We start from the raw sequence: 19,482 nt of genomic DNA on the forward strand, positions 1-19,482 counted from the left end.
GCTTATTCCTCGCGCAGGGTCTGGATCATGTAGTTGACGTCGACGTCGCTGTTGAGCTTGTAGTGCTTGGTCAGCGGGTTGTAGGTGAGGCCGATGATGTCCTTTACCTGCAGGCCGGCATCGCGGCTCCAGGCACCCAGCTCGGACGGGCGGATGAACTTCTTGAAGTCATGGGTGCCGCGCGGCAGCATTTTCAGAATGTATTCGGCGCCGACGATGGCCAGCAGGTAGGCCTTGGGGTTGCGGTTGATGGTGGAGAAGAACACCTGGCCGCCAGGCTTGACCATGCGGTAGCAGGCGCGAATCACCGAAGACGGGTCGGGCACGTGCTCGAGCATTTCAAGGCAGGTGACCACGTCGAACTGTTCAGGCATTTCCTCGGCCAGCGCTTCGGCGGTGATCTGCCGGTATTCCACCTGCACGCCCGACTCCAGCTGATGCAGTTGGGCCACTGCCAGCGGTGCCTCGCCCATGTCGATACCGGTGACCGTGGCGCCGCGCAGGGCCATGGCTTCGCTGAGGATGCCGCCGCCACAGCCTACGTCCAGCACTTTCTTGCCGGCCAGGCTGGCCCGCTCGTCGATCCAGTTGACGCGCAGCGGGTTGATTTCGTGCAGCGGCTTGAACTCGCTTTCGCGGTCCCACCAGCGGTGGGCCAGCGCTTCGAACTTGGCGATTTCGGCGCGGTCGACGTTGCTCATTGAACAGTCCTCTGAAACTTCGCAAAATTGCGCCGGAGTATACCCGAGCGCTCAGCCCCAAGGGTCGCTATAATCGCCGGCTTTTGATATCCGAACGACAGGGAGAGGTGATGCGCGAGCGACTTTTGGCGGCGGAGAAGGTGACCGCGATCCGCTGGCAGGGCGGCGCCTTGCACCTGCTCGACCAGCGTCTGCTGCCGTCGCAAGAGCGCTGGCTGGCCTGCGACAATGTTGCGCAGGTGGCTGCGGCGATCCGCGACATGGTGGTGCGCGGGGCTTCGGCCATCGGCATTGCCGCCGCCTACGGCCTGGTGCTGGCCCTTGAAGAGCGGCTGGCCCAGGGTGGCGATTGGGAGATGGACCTGGAAGAAGACTTTCTCACCCTGGCCGAAGCGCGCCCCACTGCTGCCAACCTGTTCTGGGCGCTGAACCGCATGCGCGAGCGCCTGCTGCGCCTGCGAGCGGACGAAGACGTGCTCGCCGCGCTGGAAGCCGAAGCCGTGGCTATCCATGAAAGCGACCGTGAAGCCAACCTGACCATGTCCCAGCAAGGTATCGAGCTGATCCGTCGCCATCAGGGCAATGCCCAGGCCTTGCTCACCTACGGCAACGCCGGCGCCCTGGCCAGCGGCGGCTTTGGTACCGCACTGGGGGTTATTCGCGCCGGTTACCTGGAGGGCATGGTCGAGCGGGTCTATGCCGGCGAGACCCGTCCCTGGTTGCAAGGCTCGCGCCTGACCGCCTGGGAGCTGGCCAACGAAGGCATCCCGGTGACCCTGTGCGCCGATTCGGCGCTGGCCCACCTGATGAAGACCAAAGGCATCACCTGGGTGGTGGTGGGGGCGGACTGCATTGCCGCCAACGGCGACGTGGCCAGCAAGATCGGCACCTATCAGCTGGCGGTCAGCGCCATGCATCATGGTGTGCGGTTCATGGTGGTAGCGCCGAGCACCAGCATCGACCTGAACCTGGCCACGGGCGAGGATATCCCGTTGGAGGAGCGTGACGCCGACGAGTGGCTGGACTTTGGCGGTGCCCCGGCGGTGCCGGATGTCGAGGTGTTCAACCCGGTATTCGACGTGACCCCGGCCGACCTGATCGATGTGATCGTGACCGAGCGCGGCATCGTCGAGCGCCCGGATACTGCCAAGCTGGCCCAGCTGATTTGCCGTAAGCGGTTGCACTGATGCCTGTATTGCCTGTACCGCCGCGAAGAGGCCGGTACAGGCAATGAAAATTCAAGATTCAAACCCACCTGAGACCACCTGCCACATCTCCCCACCGCCCCCGCCTTTGTGATAACATCCGGCAGTTTCCAGGACCGCCCATCACGGCGGCCTTCATTGCGCAGATCCATGGCACAACTCATTGATTTGTCGTAAGTCGTCGCACCCATATGCGCTGCGGCGGCGAGCTTCGTTCGGCCCTTGATGGAGCTGCGAAGTTTCACCAGAAAAAGGAATCAGGCTTCTCATGGGCGAACTGGCCAAAGAAATCCTCCCGGTCAATATCGAAGACGAACTGAGACAGTCTTACCTCGACTACGCGATGAGCGTGATTGTCGGGCGAGCGCTGCCCGATGCGCGTGACGGCTTGAAGCCCGTGCATCGTCGCGTTCTCTATGCGATGAGCGAACTGGGCAACGACTGGAACAAGCCGTACAAGAAATCCGCCCGTGTGGTCGGTGACGTGATCGGTAAGTACCACCCGCACGGCGACACCGCGGTCTACGACACCATCGTGCGTATGGCCCAGCCGTTCTCGCTGCGCTACCTGCTGGTCGACGGTCAGGGCAACTTCGGTTCGGTGGACGGCGACAACGCCGCGGCTATGCGATACACCGAAGTGCGCATGACCAAGCTGGCCCACGAGCTGCTGGCCGACCTGCACAAGGAAACCGTCGACTGGGTGCCCAACTACGACGGCACCGAGCAGATTCCGGCGGTCATGCCGACCCGTATTCCCAACCTGCTGGTCAACGGCTCCAGCGGTATCGCCGTGGGCATGGCGACCAACATTCCGCCGCACAACCTTGGCGAGGTCATCGACGGCTGCCTGGCGCTGATCGACAACCCGGACGTCACCATTGATGAACTGATGCAGTTCATTCCTGGGCCAGACTTCCCGACTGCCGGCATCATCAACGGTCGCCAGGGCATCATCGAGGCCTATCGCACCGGCCGGGGCCGCATCTACATGCGTGCCCGCTCCGAGATCGAAGACATCGACAAGGTAGGCGGCCGCCAGCAGATCGTCATCACCGAGCTGCCGTACCAGCTGAACAAGGCACGCCTGATCGAAAAGATCGCCGAGCTGGTCAAAGAGAAGAAGATCGAAGGCATTACCGAGCTGCGCGACGAGTCCGACAAGGACGGCATGCGCATCGTCATCGAGCTGCGTCGCGGCGAGGTGCCGGAGGTGGTGCTCAACAACCTCTATCAGCAAACCCAGCTGCAGAGCGTGTTCGGCATCAACGTGGTGGCATTGGTCGATGGCCGTCCGCGCCTGCTCAACCTCAAGGACCTGCTCGAAGCGTTCGTCCGTCACCGCCGTGAAGTGGTGACCCGCCGTACCGTGTTCGAGCTGCGCAAGGCCCGTGAACGTGGCCACATCCTTGAAGGCCAGGCGGTCGCGCTGTCCAACATCGACCCGGTCATTGCCCTGATCAAGGCCTCGCCGACCCCGTCCGAAGCCAAGGAAGCCCTGGTTTCCACGCCGTGGGAATCCAGCGCCGTGCAGGTCATGGTTGAGCGCGCTGGCGCCGACTCCTGCCGCCCAGAGGACCTGCCGGAACAGTACGGGCTGCATGATGGCAAGTACTTCCTGTCGCCTGAGCAGGCTCAGGCCATTCTCGACCTGCGCCTGCACCGCCTGACCGGCCTGGAGCACGAGAAGCTGCTGGCCGAGTACCAGGAAATCCTCGAGCAGATCGGCGAACTGATCCGCATCCTCAGCAGCGCCGAGCGCCTGATGGAAGTGATCCGCGAAGAGCTGGAGGCCATTCGCGCCGAATACGGCGATGCCCGTCGTACCGAAATCCTCAATGCCAGCCACGACCTCAACTACGGCGACATGATCCCGGAAGAAGAGCGCGTGGTCACCATCTCTCACGGTGGTTATGCCAAGACCCAGCCATTGTCCGCTTACCAGGCCCAGCGCCGTGGCGGCAAAGGCAAGTCGGCGACTGGCGTGAAGGACGAGGACTACATCGAGCACCTGCTGGTCGCCAACAGCCACGCCACCCTGTTGCTGTTCTCCAGCAAGGGCAAGGTGTACTGGAAGAAGACCTACGAAATCCCCGAAGCGTCCCGTGCTGCCCGTGGTCGCCCGCTGGTCAACCTGCTGCCGCTGGAGGAGGGTGAGCGCATCACCGCCATGCTGCAGATCGACCTCGAAGCGCTGCAGCAGAACGCCGACCTCGACGAAGAGCTGGAAGAAGCGGATGACACCGTGCTCGAAGGTGAGCTGGTAGAGGCCGAGGAAGTCGACGAAGAAGACGGCGACACTCCGGAGTGGGTGGCGGAGCCGACCGGCGCGTACATCTTCATGGCTACCGCCTCCGGCACCGTCAAGAAGACCCCGCTGGTGCAGTTCGCCCGTCCGCGCTCCAACGGCCTGATCGCCTTGAAGCTCAAGGAAGGCGATACCTTGATTGCAGCGGCCATCACCGACGGCGCCAAAGAAGTCATGATGTTCTCCGACGCCGGCAAGGTCATCCGCTTCGCCGAGAGCGTAGTGCGTGAAATGGGCCGTAACGCGCGTGGTGTGCGCGGCATGAAACTGGGTAAAGGTCAGCGCATCATTTCCATGCTGATCCCCGAGTCGGGCTCGCAGATCCTCACCGCGTCCGAGCGTGGCTTCGGCAAGCGCACCCCGCTGTCCAAGTTCCCGCGTCGCGGCCGTGGTGGCCAGGGTGTGATCGCCATGGGTACCAAGGGGCGCAACGGTCTGCTGATCGGTGCTATCCAGGTGCAGGAAGGCGAGGAGATCATGTTGATCTCCGACCAGGGTACGCTGGTGCGCACCCGGGTTGGCGAGGTATCCAGCCTGAGCCGTAACACCCAGGGCGTTACGCTGATCAAGCTGGCGGCTGATGAGACGCTGGTGGGCCTGGAGCGTATCCAGGAGCCGTCCGAGGACGAACTCGATGATGTGGTCGAGGCGGACGAGGAGGGTGTCGAGGCTGAAGCGCCAGACAACGAAGAAGCTGCTGGCGCCGAAGAGGCCCCGCAAGAGTAAGCAAGCGTAAACCCGAGCGGGGCGACCAAGGTCGCCCCGTTTGACTGATTGCAGCAGGCAACAACGAATTTGTTCTATTTGGCAGAGCGAGAGTGGATGTGAGCAAACGAGCCTTTAACTTCTGCGCAGGCCCTGCCGCGCTTCCTGACGCTGTCCTGCAGCGCGCCCAGGCCGAGATGCTGGACTGGCGTGGCAAGGGCTTGTCGGTGATGGAAATGAGCCATCGCAGCGACGATTACGTGGCCATCGCCGAAAAGGCCGAGCAGGACCTGCGTGACCTGCTGTCCGTCCCCTCCAACTACAAGGTGTTGTTCCTGCAGGGTGGTGCCAGCCAGCAGTTCGCTGAAATCCCGCTGAACCTGCTGCCGGAAAACGGTACCGCCGACTACATCGAAACCGGTATCTGGTCGAAGAAGGCCATCGAGGAAGCGCGCCGCTTTGGCAACGTCAATGTCGCCGCCAGCGCCAAGCCATACGATTACCTGGCCATCCCAGGTCAGAACGAGTGGAGCCTGACCAAGAGCGCGGCCTACGTGCACTATGCGTCCAACGAGACCATTGGCGGCCTGCAGTTTGACTGGGTGCCGGAAACCGGTGACGTGCCGCTGGTCGTCGACATGTCGTCCGACATCCTCTCGCGTCCGATCGATGTGTCGCAGTACGGCCTGATCTACGCCGGCGCGCAGAAGAACATCGGCCCAAGCGGCCTGGTGGTGGTGATCGTCCGTGAAGACCTGCTGGGCCGCGCCCGCAGCAGCTGCCCGACCATGCTCGACTACAAGGTGTCGGCCGACAACGGTTCGATGTACAACACCCCGGCCACCTACTCCTGGTACCTCTCGGGCCTGGTCTTCGAGTGGTTGAAAGAGCAGGGTGGCGTCGACGCCATGGAGCAGCGCAACCGCGCCAAGAAAGAGCGTCTGTATGGCTTCATCGACAACAGCGATTTCTACACCAACCCGATCAGCGTCAATGCTCGTTCGTGGATGAACGTGCCGTTCCGCCTGGCTGATGAGCGCCTGGACAAGGCCTTCCTCGCCGGCGCCGACGCCCGTGGCCTGCTCAATCTCAAGGGCCACCGTTCGGTTGGCGGCATGCGCGCCTCCATCTACAACGCCCTGGGCCTGGAGGCGGTGGACGCGCTGGTGGGCTACATGGCTGAATTCGAGAAGGAGCACGGCTGATGTCCGAACAGGAGCTCAAGGCGCTGCGCGTACGCATCGACAGCCTCGACGAGAAAATCCTCGAGCTGATCAGCGACCGCGCCCGTTGCGCCGAAGAAGTGGCCCGGGTCAAGACCGCCTCGCTGAAAGAAGGCGAGAAGCCGGTGTTCTACCGTCCCGAGCGTGAGGCTGCGGTGCTCAAGCGCGTGATGGAGCGCAACAAGGGCCCGCTGGGCAACGAAGAGATGGCGCGGCTGTTCCGCGAAATCATGTCGTCGTGCCTGGCCCTGGAAGAGCCGCTGAAAGTCGCCTACCTCGGCCCCGAGGGTACGTTCACCCAAGCCGCGGCCATGAAACACTTCGGCCACGCGGTGGTCAGCCGGCCAATGGCGGCCATCGACGAAGTATTCCGTGAAGTGGCGGCCGGTGCCGTCAACTTCGGCGTGGTGCCGGTGGAAAACTCCACCGAAGGTGCGGTCAGCCACACCCTGGACAGCTTCCTCGAGCATGACATGGTGATTTGCGGCGAAGTCGAGCTGCGTATCCACCACCACCTGCTGGTGGGCGAGAACACCAAGACCGACAGCATCACCCGCATCTATTCCCACGCCCAGTCGCTGGCCCAGTGCCGCAAGTGGCTGGACGCGCATTACCCGAACGTTGAGCGCGTGGCCGTGTCGAGCAACGCCGAAGCGGCCAAACGGGTCAAGGGCGAGTGGAACTCGGCGGCGATCGCCGGCGACATGGCGGCCAACCTGTACGGTTTGACCCGCCTGGCCGAGAAAATCGAAGACCGCCCGGACAACTCCACGCGCTTCCTGATGATTGGTAGCCAGGAAGTGCCACCGACCGGTGACGACAAGACCTCGATCATCGTGTCGATGAGCAACAAGCCAGGTGCCCTGCACGAGTTGCTGGTGCCGTTCCACCAGAACGGCATCGACCTGACCCGTATCGAGACCCGCCCGTCGCGCAGCGGCAAGTGGACCTACGTGTTCTTCATCGACTTCGTTGGCCACCACCGCGACCCGCTGATCAAGGCGGTGCTCGAGCAGATCAGCCAGGAGGCTGTGGCGCTGAAGGTGCTGGGCTCTTATCCAAAGGCGGTGCTTTGATTCAAGGTTGCCGGGGCCGCTGCGCGGCCCATCGCGACACAAGGCCGCTCCTACAGGAGTACGCAGTCCCTTGTAGGAGCGGCCTTGTGTCGCGATGGGCTGCAAAGCAGCCCCCTGCGGTCTCACAGGCTGTCCAGATTTCAGAACAGGGTTCGCATCAGTGGTAAATGCAGCAAAAACCAAACCCGCGCCAATCATCAACCGCTTGGTCGTGGTCGGCCTCGGCCTGATCGGAGGCTCGTTCGCCAAGGGCCTGCGTGAAAGCGGCCTGTGCCGGGAAGTGGTCGGGGTCGACCTGGATGCCCCTTCGCGCAAGCAGGCCGTGGCCCTGGGCGTGGTCGACCGCTGCGAAGAAGACCTGGCTGCTGCCTGTGTCGGTGCCGATGTCATCCAGCTGGCCGTGCCAATCCTGGCCATGGAGAAAGTCCTGGCCCGCTTGGCCCGGCTCGACCTGGGTGATGCGATCATCACCGACGTCGGCAGTGCCAAGGGCAACGTCGTTCGTGAGGCGCGCGCCGTTTTCGGGCAGCGCCTGCCACGCTTCGTTCCAGGCCATCCCATCGCCGGCTCCGAGCAAAGCGGGGTAGAGGCCTCAAACGCCACCCTGTTCCGTCGGCACAAGGTGATTCTCACGCCGCTGGTCGAAACCGACCCGGCGGCGCTGGCCTTGGTCGACCGCCTGTGGCGTGCGCTGGATGCCGACGTGGAGCACATGTCGGTCGAGCGCCATGATGAAGTGCTGGCCGCCACCAGTCATCTGCCGCACCTGCTGGCCTTTGGCTTGGTCGATTCGCTGGCCAAGCGCAATGAAAACCTCGAGATCTTCCGGTACGCTGCGGGAGGCTTCCGCGATTTCACAAGAATCGCCGGCAGCGACCCGACCATGTGGCACGACATCTTCCTCGCCAACCGCGACGCTGTCCTGCGCACGCTTGATACATATCGCAGCGATCTCGACGCCTTGCGCGACGCGATCGCTGAAGGGGACGGGCACCAACTGCTGGGTGTATTCACCCGCGCTCGGGTTGCCCGCGAGCATTTCAGTAAAATCCTGGCCCGCCGGGCCTATGTGGACGCTATGAACGCCAACGATCTGATTTTCCTGGCCCAACCGGGTGGCCGCCTGAACGGGCGGATTCGCGTACCGGGCGACAAGTCGATTTCCCACCGCTCGATCATGCTCGGCTCGCTGGCCGAAGGCACTACCGAGGTCGAAGGCTTCCTCGAGGGTGAAGACGCGCTGGCGACCCTGCAGGCATTCCGTGACATGGGTGTGGTCATCGAAGGCCCCAACCATGGTCGAGTGACCATTCATGGTGTCGGCCTGCATGGCCTCAAGCCGCCGCCTGGCCCGCTGTATGTGGGTAACTCCGGTACTTCGATGCGCCTGCTGTCGGGCCTGTTGGCCGGTCAGTCGTTCGACGTGACCATGACGGGCGACGCCTCGCTGTCCAAGCGCCCGATGAACCGTGTGGCCAACCCGCTGCGCGAAATGGGTGCCGTGGTCGAGACCGGTCCGGAAGGCCGCCCGCCGCTGACCATCCGTGGTGGCCACAAGCTCAAGGGGCTGACCTACACGCTGCCGATGGCCAGCGCCCAGGTAAAATCCTGCCTGCTGCTGGCTGGCCTGTACGCCGAAGGCAAGACCACTGTCACCGAGCCTGCGCCTACCCGTGACCACACCGAGCGCATGCTGCGTGGTTTCGGCTATTCGGTCGAAAGCAACGGCCCAGTCGCTTCGCTGCAGTCCGGCGGCAAACTGACCGCTACCCGCATCGAAGTGCCGGCCGACATTTCCTCGGCGGCGTTCTTCCTGGTGGCAGCTTCTATCGCCGAAGGCTCCGAGTTGGTGCTGGAGCACGTTGGCATCAACCCGACCCGTACCGGCGTAATCGACATTCTGCGCCTGATGGGTGGCGACATCACCCTGGAAAACCAGCGTGAAGTCGGCGGCGAGCCAGTGGCCGACCTGCGTGTGCGCGGTGCCCAGCTCAAAGGTATCGATATTCCAGAAGCGTTGGTGCCGCTGGCCATCGACGAATTCCCGGTGCTGTTCGTCGCGGCTGCATGCGCTGAAGGGCGCACAGTGCTACGTGGCGCCGAAGAGCTGCGGGTGAAGGAGTCCGACCGCATCCAGGTCATGGCTGACGGCCTGATCACGCTGGGAATCAAGTGCGAGCCGACCCCGGACGGCATCATCATCGACGGCGGCCAGTTGGGCGGCGGCGAAGTACACGGGCATGGTGACCACCGCATCGCCATGGCCTTCAGCGTGGCCTCGCTGCGCGCCAGTGCGCCGATCCGCATCCACGACTGCGCCAACGTCGCCACCTCGTTCCCCAACTTCCTGGCACTGTGCGCCGAAGTGGGCATCCGCGTGGCGGAAGAGGGCAAGTCGTGAATTTGCTGGCACCGGTCATCACCATCGACGGGCCGAGCGGCTCGGGCAAGGGCACGGTCGCCGGCCTGCTGGCCCGAGAGCTGGGCTGGAAGCTGCTGGATTCTGGCGCGCTTTACCGGTTGCTGGCATTCAATGCCAGCAACCACGGCGTCGACCTGACCAACGAAGAGTTGCTGACCAAGCTTGCCGCCCATCTGGATGTGCAGTTCATCGCCGCCGAGCCCGGTAAGCTGCAACAAATCATCCTCGAGGGTGAGGACGTCAGCAACGTCATCCGTACCGAAACCGTCGGCGCGGGTGCGTCGATGGTGGCCTCGCTGCCGGCCGTGCGTGATGCACTGTTGGTGCGCCAGCGTGAATTCCGCGACGTGCCGGGGCTTATCGCCGACGGCCGCGACATGGGTACCGTGGTGTTTCCGGACGCGCCATTGAAGGTCTTCCTCACCGCCAGTGCGGAGGAGCGCGCACGTCGCCGTTACCTGCAGTTGAAGGGCAAGGGTGAAGATGTTAGTCTGTCGAGTCTGCTGGATGAGATTCGTGCGCGTGATGAGCGCGACACCCAACGTGCAGTGGCCCCGCTGAAGCCAGCGGCCGATGCCATTCAGTTGGACTCTACCGAGTTGTCCATCGAGCAGGTGTTGCAACGTATCAGAAGTGAAATCGCCCAGCGCGATCTCGCCTGATAGCCAGGAAAGCAGGCAGGGGCACCAGTCAACGTCCTGCCGGCTTTCCTTTACTTAAAACGAACCCACATTGTCTGGAATGTGGTTATGGGCGTTTGTTTCGCCCGAATCTACAGGAATTAAAATGAGCGAAAGCTTTGCAGAACTCTTTGAAGAAAGCCTGAAAACCCTCAATCTTCAGCCGGGTGCGATCATCACCGGTATCGTTGTCGACATCGACGGCGACTGGGTTACCGTACACGCTGGCCTGAAGTCCGAGGGCGTCATCCCGCTCGAGCAGTTCTACAACGAAGCTGGCGAGCTGACCATCAAGGTCGGTGACGAAGTGCACGTTGCGCTGGACGCGGTCGAAGACGGCTTTGGCGAAACCAAACTGTCCCGTGAAAAAGCCAAGCGCGCCGAGTGCTGGATTGTTCTGGAAGCAGCTTTCGCCGCCGAAGAAGTGGTCAAGGGCGTTATCAACGGTAAGGTTAAAGGCGGCTTCACTGTCGACGTTAACGGCATCCGTGCGTTCCTGCCGGGCTCCCTGGTTGATGTCCGCCCAGTGCGCGACACCACCCACCTGGAAGGCAAAGAGCTGGAATTCAAGGTCATCAAGCTGGACCAGAAGCGCAACAACGTTGTTGTTTCGCGTCGCAGCGTGCTGGAAGCCGAGAACAGCGCCGAGCGCGAAGCCCTGCTGGAAACCCTGCAGGAAGGCCAGCAAGTCAAGGGTATCGTCAAGAACCTCACCGACTACGGCGCATTCGTGGACCTGGGCGGTATCGACGGCCTGCTGCACATCACCGACATGGCTTGGAAGCGCATCAAGCACCCATCGGAAATCGTTAACGTTGGCGACGAAGTCGACGTACGCGTTCTGAAGTTCGACCGCGAGCGCAACCGCGTATCGCTGGGTCTGAAGCAGATGGGCGAAGATCCGTGGGTAGCTATCACTGCCCGTTACCCAGAAGGTACTCGCGTACAAGCTCGCGTTACCAACCTGACCGACTACGGCTGCTTCGCTGAGCTGGAAGAAGGCGTTGAAGGTCTGGTACACGTTTCCGAAATGGACTGGACCAACAAGAACATCCACCCGTCGAAAGTCGTTCAGGTTGGCGACGAAGTGGAAGTCATGGTTCTGGACATCGACGAAGAGCGTCGTCGTATCTCCCTGGGCATCAAGCAGTGCAAGTCCAACCCATGGGAAGACTTCTCCGGCCAGTTCAACAAGGGTGACAAGATCACCGGTACCATCAAGTCGATCACCGACTTCGGTATCTTCATCGGTCTGGACGGCGGCATCGACGGTCTGGTTCACCTGTCCGACATCTCCTGGAACGAAACCGGCGAAGAAGCCGTACGTCGTTTCAAGAAGGGCGACGAGCTGGAAACCGTCATCCTGTCGGTCGACCCAGAGCGCGAGCGCATCTCCCTGGGCATCAAGCAGTTGGAAGACGATCCGTTCTCCAACTTCGTTGCTGTCAATGACAAGGGCGCTATCGTCAAGGGCATCGTGAAAGAAGTTGACGCCAAAGGCGCCATCGTCACCCTGGCCGACGACATCGAAGCTACTCTGAAAGCTTCCGAAATCAGCCGTGACCGCGTTGAAGACGCGCGTAACGTTCTGAAGGAAGGCGAAGAGATCGAAGCCAAGATCATCAGCGTTGACCGCAAGTCCCGCGTTATCAGCCTGTCGATCAAATCGAAAGACGACGCTGAAGAGCGCGAAGCCATCCAGAGCCTGAAAAACGCTCCGGAAGCGGCTGCCGACACCACCATGGCTGCGCTGCTGCGCGAAGCAATGGCCAAGCAGAACTGAGTTCTGTTTGATCGGTAAAAAGGGCGACCCTCGGGTCGCCCTTTTTTTGTGCCGAAAATGGCTCTAATCGGAGGGGCAGGTCGGTTATGTTGATGTTTGGCGACGTTATGAAAGGTCGTGGGCGTGATAACAATTTCCTGATCATCAGGTTGCTGGCGGCAACTGCGGTGGTGGTTGGGCATTCCTTCGCGCTCTCTTACCTGGAGTGCCTGAGCTGCACTGATCCGGGGATGCAGTTGGGGATGCCGGTGCCGGTGCACAGCCTAGGTGTAGAAGTGTTCTTCATGGTCAGCGGATTTTTGATCGCTGCCAGTGGTGAGAGGAACAGCGTCAAGGATTTCTACCTGGCGCGTGCACTCAGGATTCTGCCCGGTCTGTTGGTGTGTTTGTTCCTCATGGCTTTCGTACTGGGGCCTGTGATTACCTCGCTGCCGCTTGCCGAGTATTTCTCGCAAGGCCAGGTATACAAGTACTTCTATAGCCCACTGCTGATTTTCAAGGATGCCCAGTTCGTGCTGCCTGGAGTGACGTTTACCCCGCGCTTCCAAGGGGTTTCGGTCAATGGCAGTTTGTGGACCATACCGCTTGAAATGCGCATGTACTTGGTTCTCGGGGCGTTGGTGCTTGTGGCCAGGTTTTTCCGTTGGCCGGCATCGGGGCTGACGCTGATGGCGCTGCTGGTCTCGCTGGGGTTGCACACCCTGCATCCTGCCTATGCAGACTACCCGTTCAAGCTGGTGGTGTGTTTCCTGGCGGGCTCGGCGTTCTATTCGTGCAGGGCGATGATTCCGCATGCCGGCTGGCTTTTGCTCTTATGCGCTGGATTGTTCTTATTGAGCAAGGGTGGGCGCTTTGAGGTATTTACCTTCGCCACCCTGACTATTTACGCGACATTGTATTTTGCGTATTGCCCGCAATTGAGGCTGCCTTCTTTGGTGCAGGACTATTCCTACGGGATCTATCTGTATGCATTTCCGATCCAGCAGATTTTGGCGGGAGCGATGCCGTGGGCCGGGCCGTATTGGCTAATGTTGGCCGCAGTGCCGGCTTCTTGGTTGGCAGGGTATGTGTCGTGGCAGCTGGTGGAAAAGCCAGCATTGCTGATGAGAAGGCGCTTTTCGAATGAATGGCCTCGACGGCAATTGGCGTGAGGGTGCGCGCGGGGGTGGCTGGCATGCCCGCGCTGAGTTGGGTCATGGTGAGCCCCTTCTGCTAGACCATTCTTGTAAAACTTCAATCTTGAATTTTTTTATTAAGTCAAGAACCACCCTGTTCAAAACCTTCCCGGCGTGCTACAAACTGGTTAAGCAATGATCTAGCTGCTTGATAACGAAGGGAAAAATATGACGAAGTCGGAGCTGATCGAACGTATTGTCACCCATCAGGGGCTGCTCTCGTCCAAGGACGTGGAGCTGGCCATCAAGACCATGCTTGAGCAGATGTCACAATGCCTGGCCACTGGCGATCGCATCGAAATTCGCGGTTTTGGCAGCTTCTCGCTGCACTATCGCGCACCTCGTGTGGGTCGCAACCCAAAAACCGGCCAGTCGGTCAGCCTCGAAGGTAAATTCGTGCCGCACTTCAAGCCCGGCAAAGAGCTGCGTGATCGGGTCAATGAAGAAGACGAGGCTGAAGCCTGATCAACCAAGGAGGAATCTGATGCGTAACCTCAAGCGCGCCCTGGCGGCGGTATTCGTGCTGCTGTTGGCGGCTGTGGTGCTGTTCTTCGTGCTGGAGAACCAGCAGGCCGTGTCGTTGGTTCTGTTCGGTTGGGCCGCGCCGGCCATGCCGGTAGCCGTACTGGTACTGGCAGCTTTGGTCATTGGTCTGGCGGTAGGGCCATTGCTGGGGGCTTATGGTGTGCAGCGCAGCAAGCGCAAAATCAGGGCCTCTGCGCGACAGGCGGCACTAAGCGGAAATTAAGGAAATTTCCTACACCTGCTTAGGAAACTTTCACCTATGCATACATCGGTTGACATGGAGTAATAGCGCACTTCATTTTCGGCCCAGGCGAGTGTGCGCAGCATGGAATATCCCAGCCTTTCCCATCACGGTGGTACCCGCGGCGTCACCGGGTCTTGCCACCAGTTGCACGTCGATCCGTCAACCAGCCTGTTGATCGACTGCGGCCTGGAGCAGGGAAGCGAAGCGGCGCCGGGTGCGGAAAGCGCGGCGCTCGGCTTCGACATTCAGGGTATCCGGGCTCTGGTTATCACCCACGTACATCTCGACCACGTTGGTCGAATCCCGGCGCTGCTTGCCGCCGGCTATCGCGGCCCCATCCTGTGTAGCGAGCCCTCAGCCCGGCTGCTGCCGTTGGTGCTGGAAGATGCCTACAAACTGACCATCAGCAGTGAGCCTGCGCAGGTGGCGCGGTATATCGATTTTATTCGTGACCTTATTGTGCCGCTGCCGTTCGAGCAGTGGCACACGTTGGTTGAGCATCCCGGCCTTGGCTGCCGCATTCGCTTGCAGCGCGCAGGCCATCTGTTGGGCTCGGCTTATGTCGAGTGCGACATGCAGCATGGGCAATCCAACAGCCGTTATGTGTTCTCCGGCGACCTGGGTGCGTGTGGCAACCCCTTGCTGCGTCCGGTTCAGCCACCAGAGCGTGCTGATGTGCTCGTACTGGAAAGTACCTATGGCGACCGCCTGCATTCGCATGTCGACGACCGTAGGCGGCGGCTGGAAGATGCCATTGATCGCGCCCTCGCCGACAAGGGCACTATTCTGATCCCTGCATTCAGTCTTGGTCGCACTCAAGAAGTGCTGTTTGAGCTGGAAGATATCCTGCACCGCAAGGCACTACTGGGCGCAGCCGGTCCAGCCCCTGAGGGTGAGCCGATCGACTGGTCCCAGTTGCCCATCATCCTCGACTCGCCTCTGGCTCAGCGCATCACCAGCGTTTACCGGGAGCTGCACGAATACTGGAATGACGAGGCCAGGGCGCGTGTTGCTGAAGGGCGTGATCCGCTCGGCTTCAGTCAGCTGATCAGCGTGGATACCCATGCTCGCCACCAGCAGGTGGTCAACTACCTCAAGAGTACCGGTCGCCCGGCGATTGTGATTGCCGGCAATGGCATGTGCTCGGGTGGGCGTATCGTCAATTACCTCAAGGCCATGCTGGCAGATCCGCGGCATGAGGTGATGTTTGTGGGCTATCAGGCCAAGGGTACGCCGGGGGCGGTGATACAGGCTAGCGAAGGGGCGGAAGGGTTTGTGCAGGTTGATCTGGATGGGCGGATGTATGAGGTGCGCGCAAAAATAGTAACTTTACCGGGGTACAGTGGCCATGCGGATCAGGAGGGTTTGGTGAGTTTCGCGTTTGACGGTACTCATGCGTCCCGGAAAATTGTCCTGGTTCATGGAGAGGCGCGGGCGAAGATGGTCTTGGCCCAGGCGCTCGTCAGGCGCAGTGTTCAGGACGGAATAGAGGTCGACGTCATGGTTGCCTCTTAGCAGGTCGCGGGTCGCAGGCCGTCGGTTCGCGGAGCTGCGGTGGAACTTTGTAGGCGGTGTCTTCCTCTTAGGTCGGATTAGTGCTAAAGCTGTAAGCCGTTTCGTGCGGTTTGCGGTGGAGTAGCAAATTGCCGCTACGCTGAGGTTCGGCAGATCCTGATGACGGATCTGTCGGAGCCAAGGCTTAGCCTTGCTAGCACAGGAATCATGCAAGTGATCGGATCTGAGGAAAAACAGAATAAATGCGAAATGAACGTAGCCGTGAAGTCGGAAATGATGACCTTGATGTCCTCGAGCTCTGGGATGTGCTGTGGAACCGCAAGCTGCTTATCTTGTCGAGTATCGCTTTAGTTACCGTAGCTGCGTTTGTATATGTTTCGCTCAAGACGCCTTTGTACGAAGCAAAGTCTTTTATCCTTCCTCCCACAAAAAATGACATTGCACAGCTTAATTACGGGCGTACCGAGGCCAGCGGTCTCGAGATATTCACGCCTAAGGACGTTTACGAGATCTACCTCCGTTCCCTGCAGTCCGAATCACTGCGGCGCCAGTTTTTCCGTACCGTCTATTTGCCTAATCTTCCTGAGGCTGCTCGCCAAGGTTCTCAGGATGCACTTTATGATCAGTTTGGCAAGGTATTGACTGTAGACCCTGTGGCAGGAGACAGTGCCGGGCGCATTCTAGTCAGGGCGTTGAGCGACGACCCTGACATGAGCGTGAAGTGGGTAACGCGGTTTTCGGAAATGGCCAGCGACCGCGCAAAAAAAACGCTGGTGGAAGATGCTGATACGGAAGTGAAAGTGCTGGTAAAAAACCTGGAGCAACAGGTTCGGAGTGCGAGGGACGCGGCACACAGGCAACGTGAAGACCAGATTGTTCGTTTGGAAGAGGCACTGAAAGTTGCCAGGGCAGTTAGCCTGAGCAAGCCACCCATCATTGCCAATGGGTTAAACGCTGAAGTGTCTGGCAGCATGCAGGGTGCATTGACTTATATGCGGGGCAGTCAGGCGCTGGAGGCCGAGCTTGCGAACCTTCGTGCAAGGGAGTCCGATGACCCTTTCGTCGCCGATTTACGTGAGGTTCAGGAGAAGCTCGATTTTTATCGCAACCTGACGCTGAATGCTGCTGTTATTGAGGTGTTTCAACAGGATGGAGCCATTGAAGTCCCAGATAGCCCAGTCCGGCTACGCAAGCTTCTGATTGTTATGGGGGGCGCGTTCGCGGGGCTGGTGCTTGGCGTCCTGCTGGCTTCGTTTACTCATCTGGTTTCTGCTGAAAGGATGCGCCGCCTCAAGCGTGCCTGAGTTTCCAGATATCAGGCCTGCCCGAGGCAGGATATGTTGAACTGTATTAGTGAATTTTAAAAAGAGGCTGGTTGCGTGAAGCTCATAGAAACAAATATTTCGGACGTTGTAGTGTTTGAGCCCACTGTTTACGAGGACGACAGGGGTTGGTTCTATGAGTCTTACAGTGAGCCAAAATTCCATGCGTTGCTTAGTGTGCAAGGCATAACCCTTCCACCCTCTTTTGTTCAGGAAAATTGCTCGCTGTCCAAAAAGGGAGTTATGCGCGGGCTGCACTATCAGCTTTATCCGTTTGCCCAGGGTAAGTTGGTGAGTGTGGTTCAGGGGGCAGTATTCGATGTAGCTGTGGATATTCGCGAAGGTTCAGCTACCTTCGGCCAGTGGGTAGGAATGGAGCTGTCCGCAGCCAACCGCAAGATGATGTGGGTGCCAGAAGGATTTGCCCACGGTTTTATTGCGTTGGAGGATGACACTGTTTTCCAGTACCGGACTACCAATGTGTACTCCAAAGAGCATGAGCGCAGTATTGCCTGGAATGACCCAGATCTGGCGATCGAATGGCCGCAAGTGGAAGGGTTGTTGATCAGTGACAAGGATGCAGTAGCACCTACGCTTGGCGAGGCAGATCTGCCGCCCCTGATTCTTAGGGGGCAGACAGAGGACCTGGAGCTTCCAATTATCGGTGACGACCGCGGCAGCCTGATCAGCATAGAGAAAGCGCTGAACATTCCATTTGCGATCCGCCGCGTTTATTACATTTTTGGTACAAGACCAGGTGTCAGCCGGGGGTTTCACGCTCATCGAGATCTCCAGCAACTGATCATCTGCTTAGCCGGCAGTTGCCGTATGACATTGGATGACGGGAGCGGTCGAGTTGATCATTTGCTTGATGCGCCACACAAAGCCTTGCTCATCAAGAACATGGTCTGGCGGGAAATGCATGACTTCAGCGAGGATTGCGTGCTGATGGTCATTGCCAGTGAGACTTACGACGAGCGCGATTATATTCGCGGTTATGACGACTTCAAGAGGTTGGTCGCACATGACTAGTATTCATGCGTTGGCCGATGTGCAAACCGATGCCATCGGGGAAAAAACCAGAATCTGGCAATACGCGGTCATCCTCAAGGGGGCAAAGATTGGCAGCAACTGCAATATTTGCGCCCATACCCTGATCGAGGGCGACGTGGTGTTGGGGGATAATGTCACTGTAAAAAGTGGTGTGTTTCTCTGGGAAGGGCTGGTGATAGAGGACAATGTCTTTATAGGCCCTAATGCTACATTCACCAATGACAGGGTACCGCGCTCCAAGTGCTACCCCGAAGCTTATGAAGTTACGGTGCTGAAAGAGGGGTGCAGCATCGGGGCCAATGCGACATTGCTCCCGGGCGTCACAATTGGGCGTCATGCCATGGTAGGTGCTGGTGCCGTCGTGACCAAGGATGTACCCGACTACTGCGTGGTAGTGGGTAATCCTGCAAAAATAATAAGGGAGCTAGAGCATGGTTGATTTTCTGAATCTCAAGGCCGTTAATAAACAATATCGTGAAGAGTTGCTGCAGGCATGTGCCGATGTCATCGATTCTGGCTGGTACATCGGCGGTAACGCACTGGCGCGCTTTGAAAGCAACTTTTCCGCTTATTGCGGTACTGCCTATTGTATTGGCGTAGCAAACGGCCTTGATGCACTGACGCTGACCCTGACTGCCTGGAAACAACTTGGGCGAATCAAGCAGGGGGATGAGGTTATCGTCCCGGCCAACACCTACATTGCCAGCATTCTGGCAATTACTGCCAGTGGGTTGGAGCCTGTGTTTGTCGAACCAGATGCTGCAACGTTCAATATCGACGAATCCCTCATTCGCCGGGCGATCACCGACAGAACGCGTGTCATCTTGCCTGTTCACTTGTATGGGCAGATTGCTGATATGAAAGCAATCAACGAAATTTCCACCGAGTACGGATTGCTCGTGCTCGAAGACTCGGCCCAGGCACACGGTGCCTCCATTGATGGCAAGCGTGCGGGGAGTTGGGGAGATGCCTCGGGTTTCAGCTTCTATCCAGGTAAGAATCTGGGAGCGCTGGGCGATGCAGGGGCTATCACGACCTCGGACCCCGAATTGGCGGAAGTGCTGAGGGCTCTCAGAAACTACGGCTCCCACGAAAAATACAAGAACTTGTACGTAGGTGTGAACAGTCGGCTGGATGAAATCCAGGCTGCAATGCTGGACGTGAAGCTCAAGCATCTTGACGACGAGATCGCCAGGCGTCGGCATATCGCTGCGCGTTATCGTGCTGGTATTCACAATCCGCATATTGCCCAGCCGCAGGTTGCATCTGCCGAAGGGCATGTCTGGCATCTGTATGTTGCCCGTACGGCATACAGGAGCGAGCTGCAGCAGCACCTGCGAGAGCAGGGCGTGCAGACACTGGTCCACTATCCGATCCCTCCTCACAAGCAGCAGGCCTACAGCCAGTACCATGGTTTGAATCTGCCGCTTACGGAAAGGATTCATGACAAGGTAATCAGCCTGCCTGTAGACCCTACCATGAGCGAAGCGGATATCCAGACGGTCATTGATGCCTGCAACAGCTTTACTGTATCCGGGCATTAAT

At 59.5% G+C, this 19,482-nt stretch carries 16 protein-coding genes; 15 read left to right on the forward strand and 1 reads right to left on the reverse strand.

From position 1 onward, the window contains the following. Positions 1 to 2: 2 nt before the first annotated feature. Positions 3 to 701, reverse strand: coding sequence for a bifunctional 2-polyprenyl-6-hydroxyphenol methylase/3-demethylubiquinol 3-O-methyltransferase UbiG (ubiG, locus tag ACNQP3_RS06685; RefSeq protein WP_012271034.1), 699 nt, complete (start codon positions 699 to 701; stop codon positions 3 to 5). 110 nt (positions 702 to 811) lie between these two features. Here ubiG and mtnA point away from each other — a divergent pair, with 110 nt between their 5' ends. The 15 genes from mtnA (at position 812) to ACNQP3_RS06760 (ending at position 19,481) form a co-directional block, all read left to right on the forward strand. Beyond that, positions 812 to 1,888, forward strand: a complete 1,077-nt coding sequence (gene mtnA, locus ACNQP3_RS06690) for an S-methyl-5-thioribose-1-phosphate isomerase (protein ID WP_012271035.1) — start codon at positions 812 to 814, stop codon at positions 1,886 to 1,888. Between the two features lie 286 nt (positions 1,889 to 2,174). Further along, positions 2,175 to 4,940, forward strand: a complete 2,766-nt coding sequence (gene gyrA, locus ACNQP3_RS06695; protein WP_012271036.1) for a DNA gyrase subunit A — start codon at positions 2,175 to 2,177, stop codon at positions 4,938 to 4,940. Between the two features lie 98 nt (positions 4,941 to 5,038). Next, positions 5,039 to 6,124, forward strand: a complete 1,086-nt coding sequence (gene serC, locus ACNQP3_RS06700) for a 3-phosphoserine/phosphohydroxythreonine transaminase (RefSeq protein ID WP_069942250.1) — start codon at positions 5,039 to 5,041, stop codon at positions 6,122 to 6,124. Then, positions 6,124 to 7,218 carry a prephenate dehydratase gene (gene pheA / locus ACNQP3_RS06705; protein ID WP_012271038.1) on the forward strand — a complete coding sequence of 365 codons (1,095 nt, stop codon included), beginning with the start codon at positions 6,124 to 6,126 and terminating at the stop codon, positions 7,216 to 7,218. Before serC ends, pheA begins: the two co-directional genes overlap by 1 nt. Positions 7,219 to 7,411: 193 nt before the next feature. Next, positions 7,412 to 9,619: a bifunctional prephenate dehydrogenase/3-phosphoshikimate 1-carboxyvinyltransferase gene (locus tag ACNQP3_RS06710; protein WP_231118580.1), complete on the forward strand. Its 2,208-nt coding sequence runs from the start codon at positions 7,412 to 7,414 to the stop codon at positions 9,617 to 9,619. Beyond that, entirely contained in the window at positions 9,616 to 10,302 is a 687-nt protein-coding gene (gene cmk, locus ACNQP3_RS06715; protein WP_071892034.1) for a (d)CMP kinase, read from the forward strand. Before ACNQP3_RS06710 ends, cmk begins: the two co-directional genes overlap by 4 nt. Before the next feature lie 124 nt (positions 10,303 to 10,426). Beyond that, positions 10,427 to 12,103, forward strand: a complete 1,677-nt coding sequence (rpsA, locus tag ACNQP3_RS06720) for a 30S ribosomal protein S1 (RefSeq protein WP_003252673.1) — start codon at positions 10,427 to 10,429, stop codon at positions 12,101 to 12,103. 92 nt (positions 12,104 to 12,195) lie between these two features. Continuing rightward, positions 12,196 to 13,254 carry an acyltransferase family protein gene (locus ACNQP3_RS06725; RefSeq protein ID WP_177335356.1) on the forward strand — a complete coding sequence of 353 codons (1,059 nt, stop codon included), beginning with the start codon at positions 12,196 to 12,198 and terminating at the stop codon, positions 13,252 to 13,254. 192 nt (positions 13,255 to 13,446) lie between these two features. After that, positions 13,447 to 13,743, forward strand: a complete 297-nt coding sequence (ihfB, locus tag ACNQP3_RS06730) for an integration host factor subunit beta (protein ID WP_003252675.1) — start codon at positions 13,447 to 13,449, stop codon at positions 13,741 to 13,743. Between the two features lie 19 nt (positions 13,744 to 13,762). Further along, complete coding sequence (locus ACNQP3_RS06735; protein ID WP_012271042.1) at positions 13,763 to 14,026, forward strand: lipopolysaccharide assembly protein LapA domain-containing protein; 264 nt, start codon at positions 13,763 to 13,765, stop codon at positions 14,024 to 14,026. A 102-nt stretch (positions 14,027 to 14,128) separates the two neighbouring features. Beyond that, a complete protein-coding gene (locus ACNQP3_RS06740; RefSeq protein WP_071892038.1) occupies positions 14,129 to 15,562 on the forward strand; it encodes an MBL fold metallo-hydrolase RNA specificity domain-containing protein in 1,434 nt (477 codons plus the stop codon). Between the two features lie 242 nt (positions 15,563 to 15,804). Further along, positions 15,805 to 16,866 carry an LPS O-antigen chain length determinant protein WzzB gene (locus ACNQP3_RS06745; protein WP_060514541.1) on the forward strand — a complete coding sequence of 354 codons (1,062 nt, stop codon included), beginning with the start codon at positions 15,805 to 15,807 and terminating at the stop codon, positions 16,864 to 16,866. A gap of 75 nt (positions 16,867 to 16,941) precedes the next feature. Continuing rightward, on the forward strand, positions 16,942 to 17,916 hold the full coding sequence (gene rfbC / locus ACNQP3_RS06750; RefSeq protein ID WP_060514542.1) for a dTDP-4-dehydrorhamnose 3,5-epimerase: 975 nt from the start codon (positions 16,942 to 16,944) through the stop codon (positions 17,914 to 17,916). Continuing rightward, entirely contained in the window at positions 17,909 to 18,376 is a 468-nt protein-coding gene (locus ACNQP3_RS06755) for an acyltransferase (protein ID WP_071892041.1), read from the forward strand. Before rfbC ends, ACNQP3_RS06755 begins: the two co-directional genes overlap by 8 nt. Continuing rightward, positions 18,369 to 19,481 carry a DegT/DnrJ/EryC1/StrS family aminotransferase gene (locus ACNQP3_RS06760; RefSeq protein WP_071892044.1) on the forward strand — a complete coding sequence of 371 codons (1,113 nt, stop codon included), beginning with the start codon at positions 18,369 to 18,371 and terminating at the stop codon, positions 19,479 to 19,481. The genes ACNQP3_RS06755 and ACNQP3_RS06760 overlap by 8 nt, the downstream gene beginning before the upstream one ends. The last annotated feature ends 1 nt before the right edge of the window (position 19,482 follow it).

Origin of the sequence: Pseudomonas sp. LFS074 (assembly GCF_047978165.1) — a bacterium.
Classification (GTDB): Bacteria; Pseudomonadota; Gammaproteobacteria; order Pseudomonadales; family Pseudomonadaceae; genus Aquipseudomonas; species Aquipseudomonas putida_P.

What these genes read in the sequence shown, in the direction of transcription:
- ubiG (WP_012271034.1), bottom strand. Translation starts at nt 701, where the DNA reads ATGAGCAACGTCGACCGCGCCGAAATCGCCAAGTTCGAAGCGCTGGCC.
- mtnA (WP_012271035.1), top strand. Translation starts at nt 812, where the DNA reads ATGCGCGAGCGACTTTTGGCGGCGGAGAAGGTGACCGCGATCCGCTGG.
- gyrA (WP_012271036.1), top strand. Translation starts at nt 2,175, where the DNA reads ATGGGCGAACTGGCCAAAGAAATCCTCCCGGTCAATATCGAAGACGAA.
- pheA (WP_012271038.1), top strand. Translation starts at nt 6,124, where the DNA reads ATGTCCGAACAGGAGCTCAAGGCGCTGCGCGTACGCATCGACAGCCTC.
- rpsA (WP_003252673.1), top strand. Translation starts at nt 10,427, where the DNA reads ATGAGCGAAAGCTTTGCAGAACTCTTTGAAGAAAGCCTGAAAACCCTC.
- ACNQP3_RS06725 (WP_177335356.1), top strand. Translation starts at nt 12,196, where the DNA reads ATGTTTGGCGACGTTATGAAAGGTCGTGGGCGTGATAACAATTTCCTG.
- ihfB (WP_003252675.1), top strand. Translation starts at nt 13,447, where the DNA reads ATGACGAAGTCGGAGCTGATCGAACGTATTGTCACCCATCAGGGGCTG.
- ACNQP3_RS06735 (WP_012271042.1), top strand. Translation starts at nt 13,763, where the DNA reads ATGCGTAACCTCAAGCGCGCCCTGGCGGCGGTATTCGTGCTGCTGTTG.
- ACNQP3_RS06740 (WP_071892038.1), top strand. Translation starts at nt 14,129, where the DNA reads ATGGAATATCCCAGCCTTTCCCATCACGGTGGTACCCGCGGCGTCACC.
- ACNQP3_RS06745 (WP_060514541.1), top strand. Translation starts at nt 15,805, where the DNA reads ATGCGAAATGAACGTAGCCGTGAAGTCGGAAATGATGACCTTGATGTC.
- ACNQP3_RS06755 (WP_071892041.1), top strand. Translation starts at nt 17,909, where the DNA reads ATGACTAGTATTCATGCGTTGGCCGATGTGCAAACCGATGCCATCGGG.
- ACNQP3_RS06760 (WP_071892044.1), top strand. Translation starts at nt 18,369, where the DNA reads ATGGTTGATTTTCTGAATCTCAAGGCCGTTAATAAACAATATCGTGAA.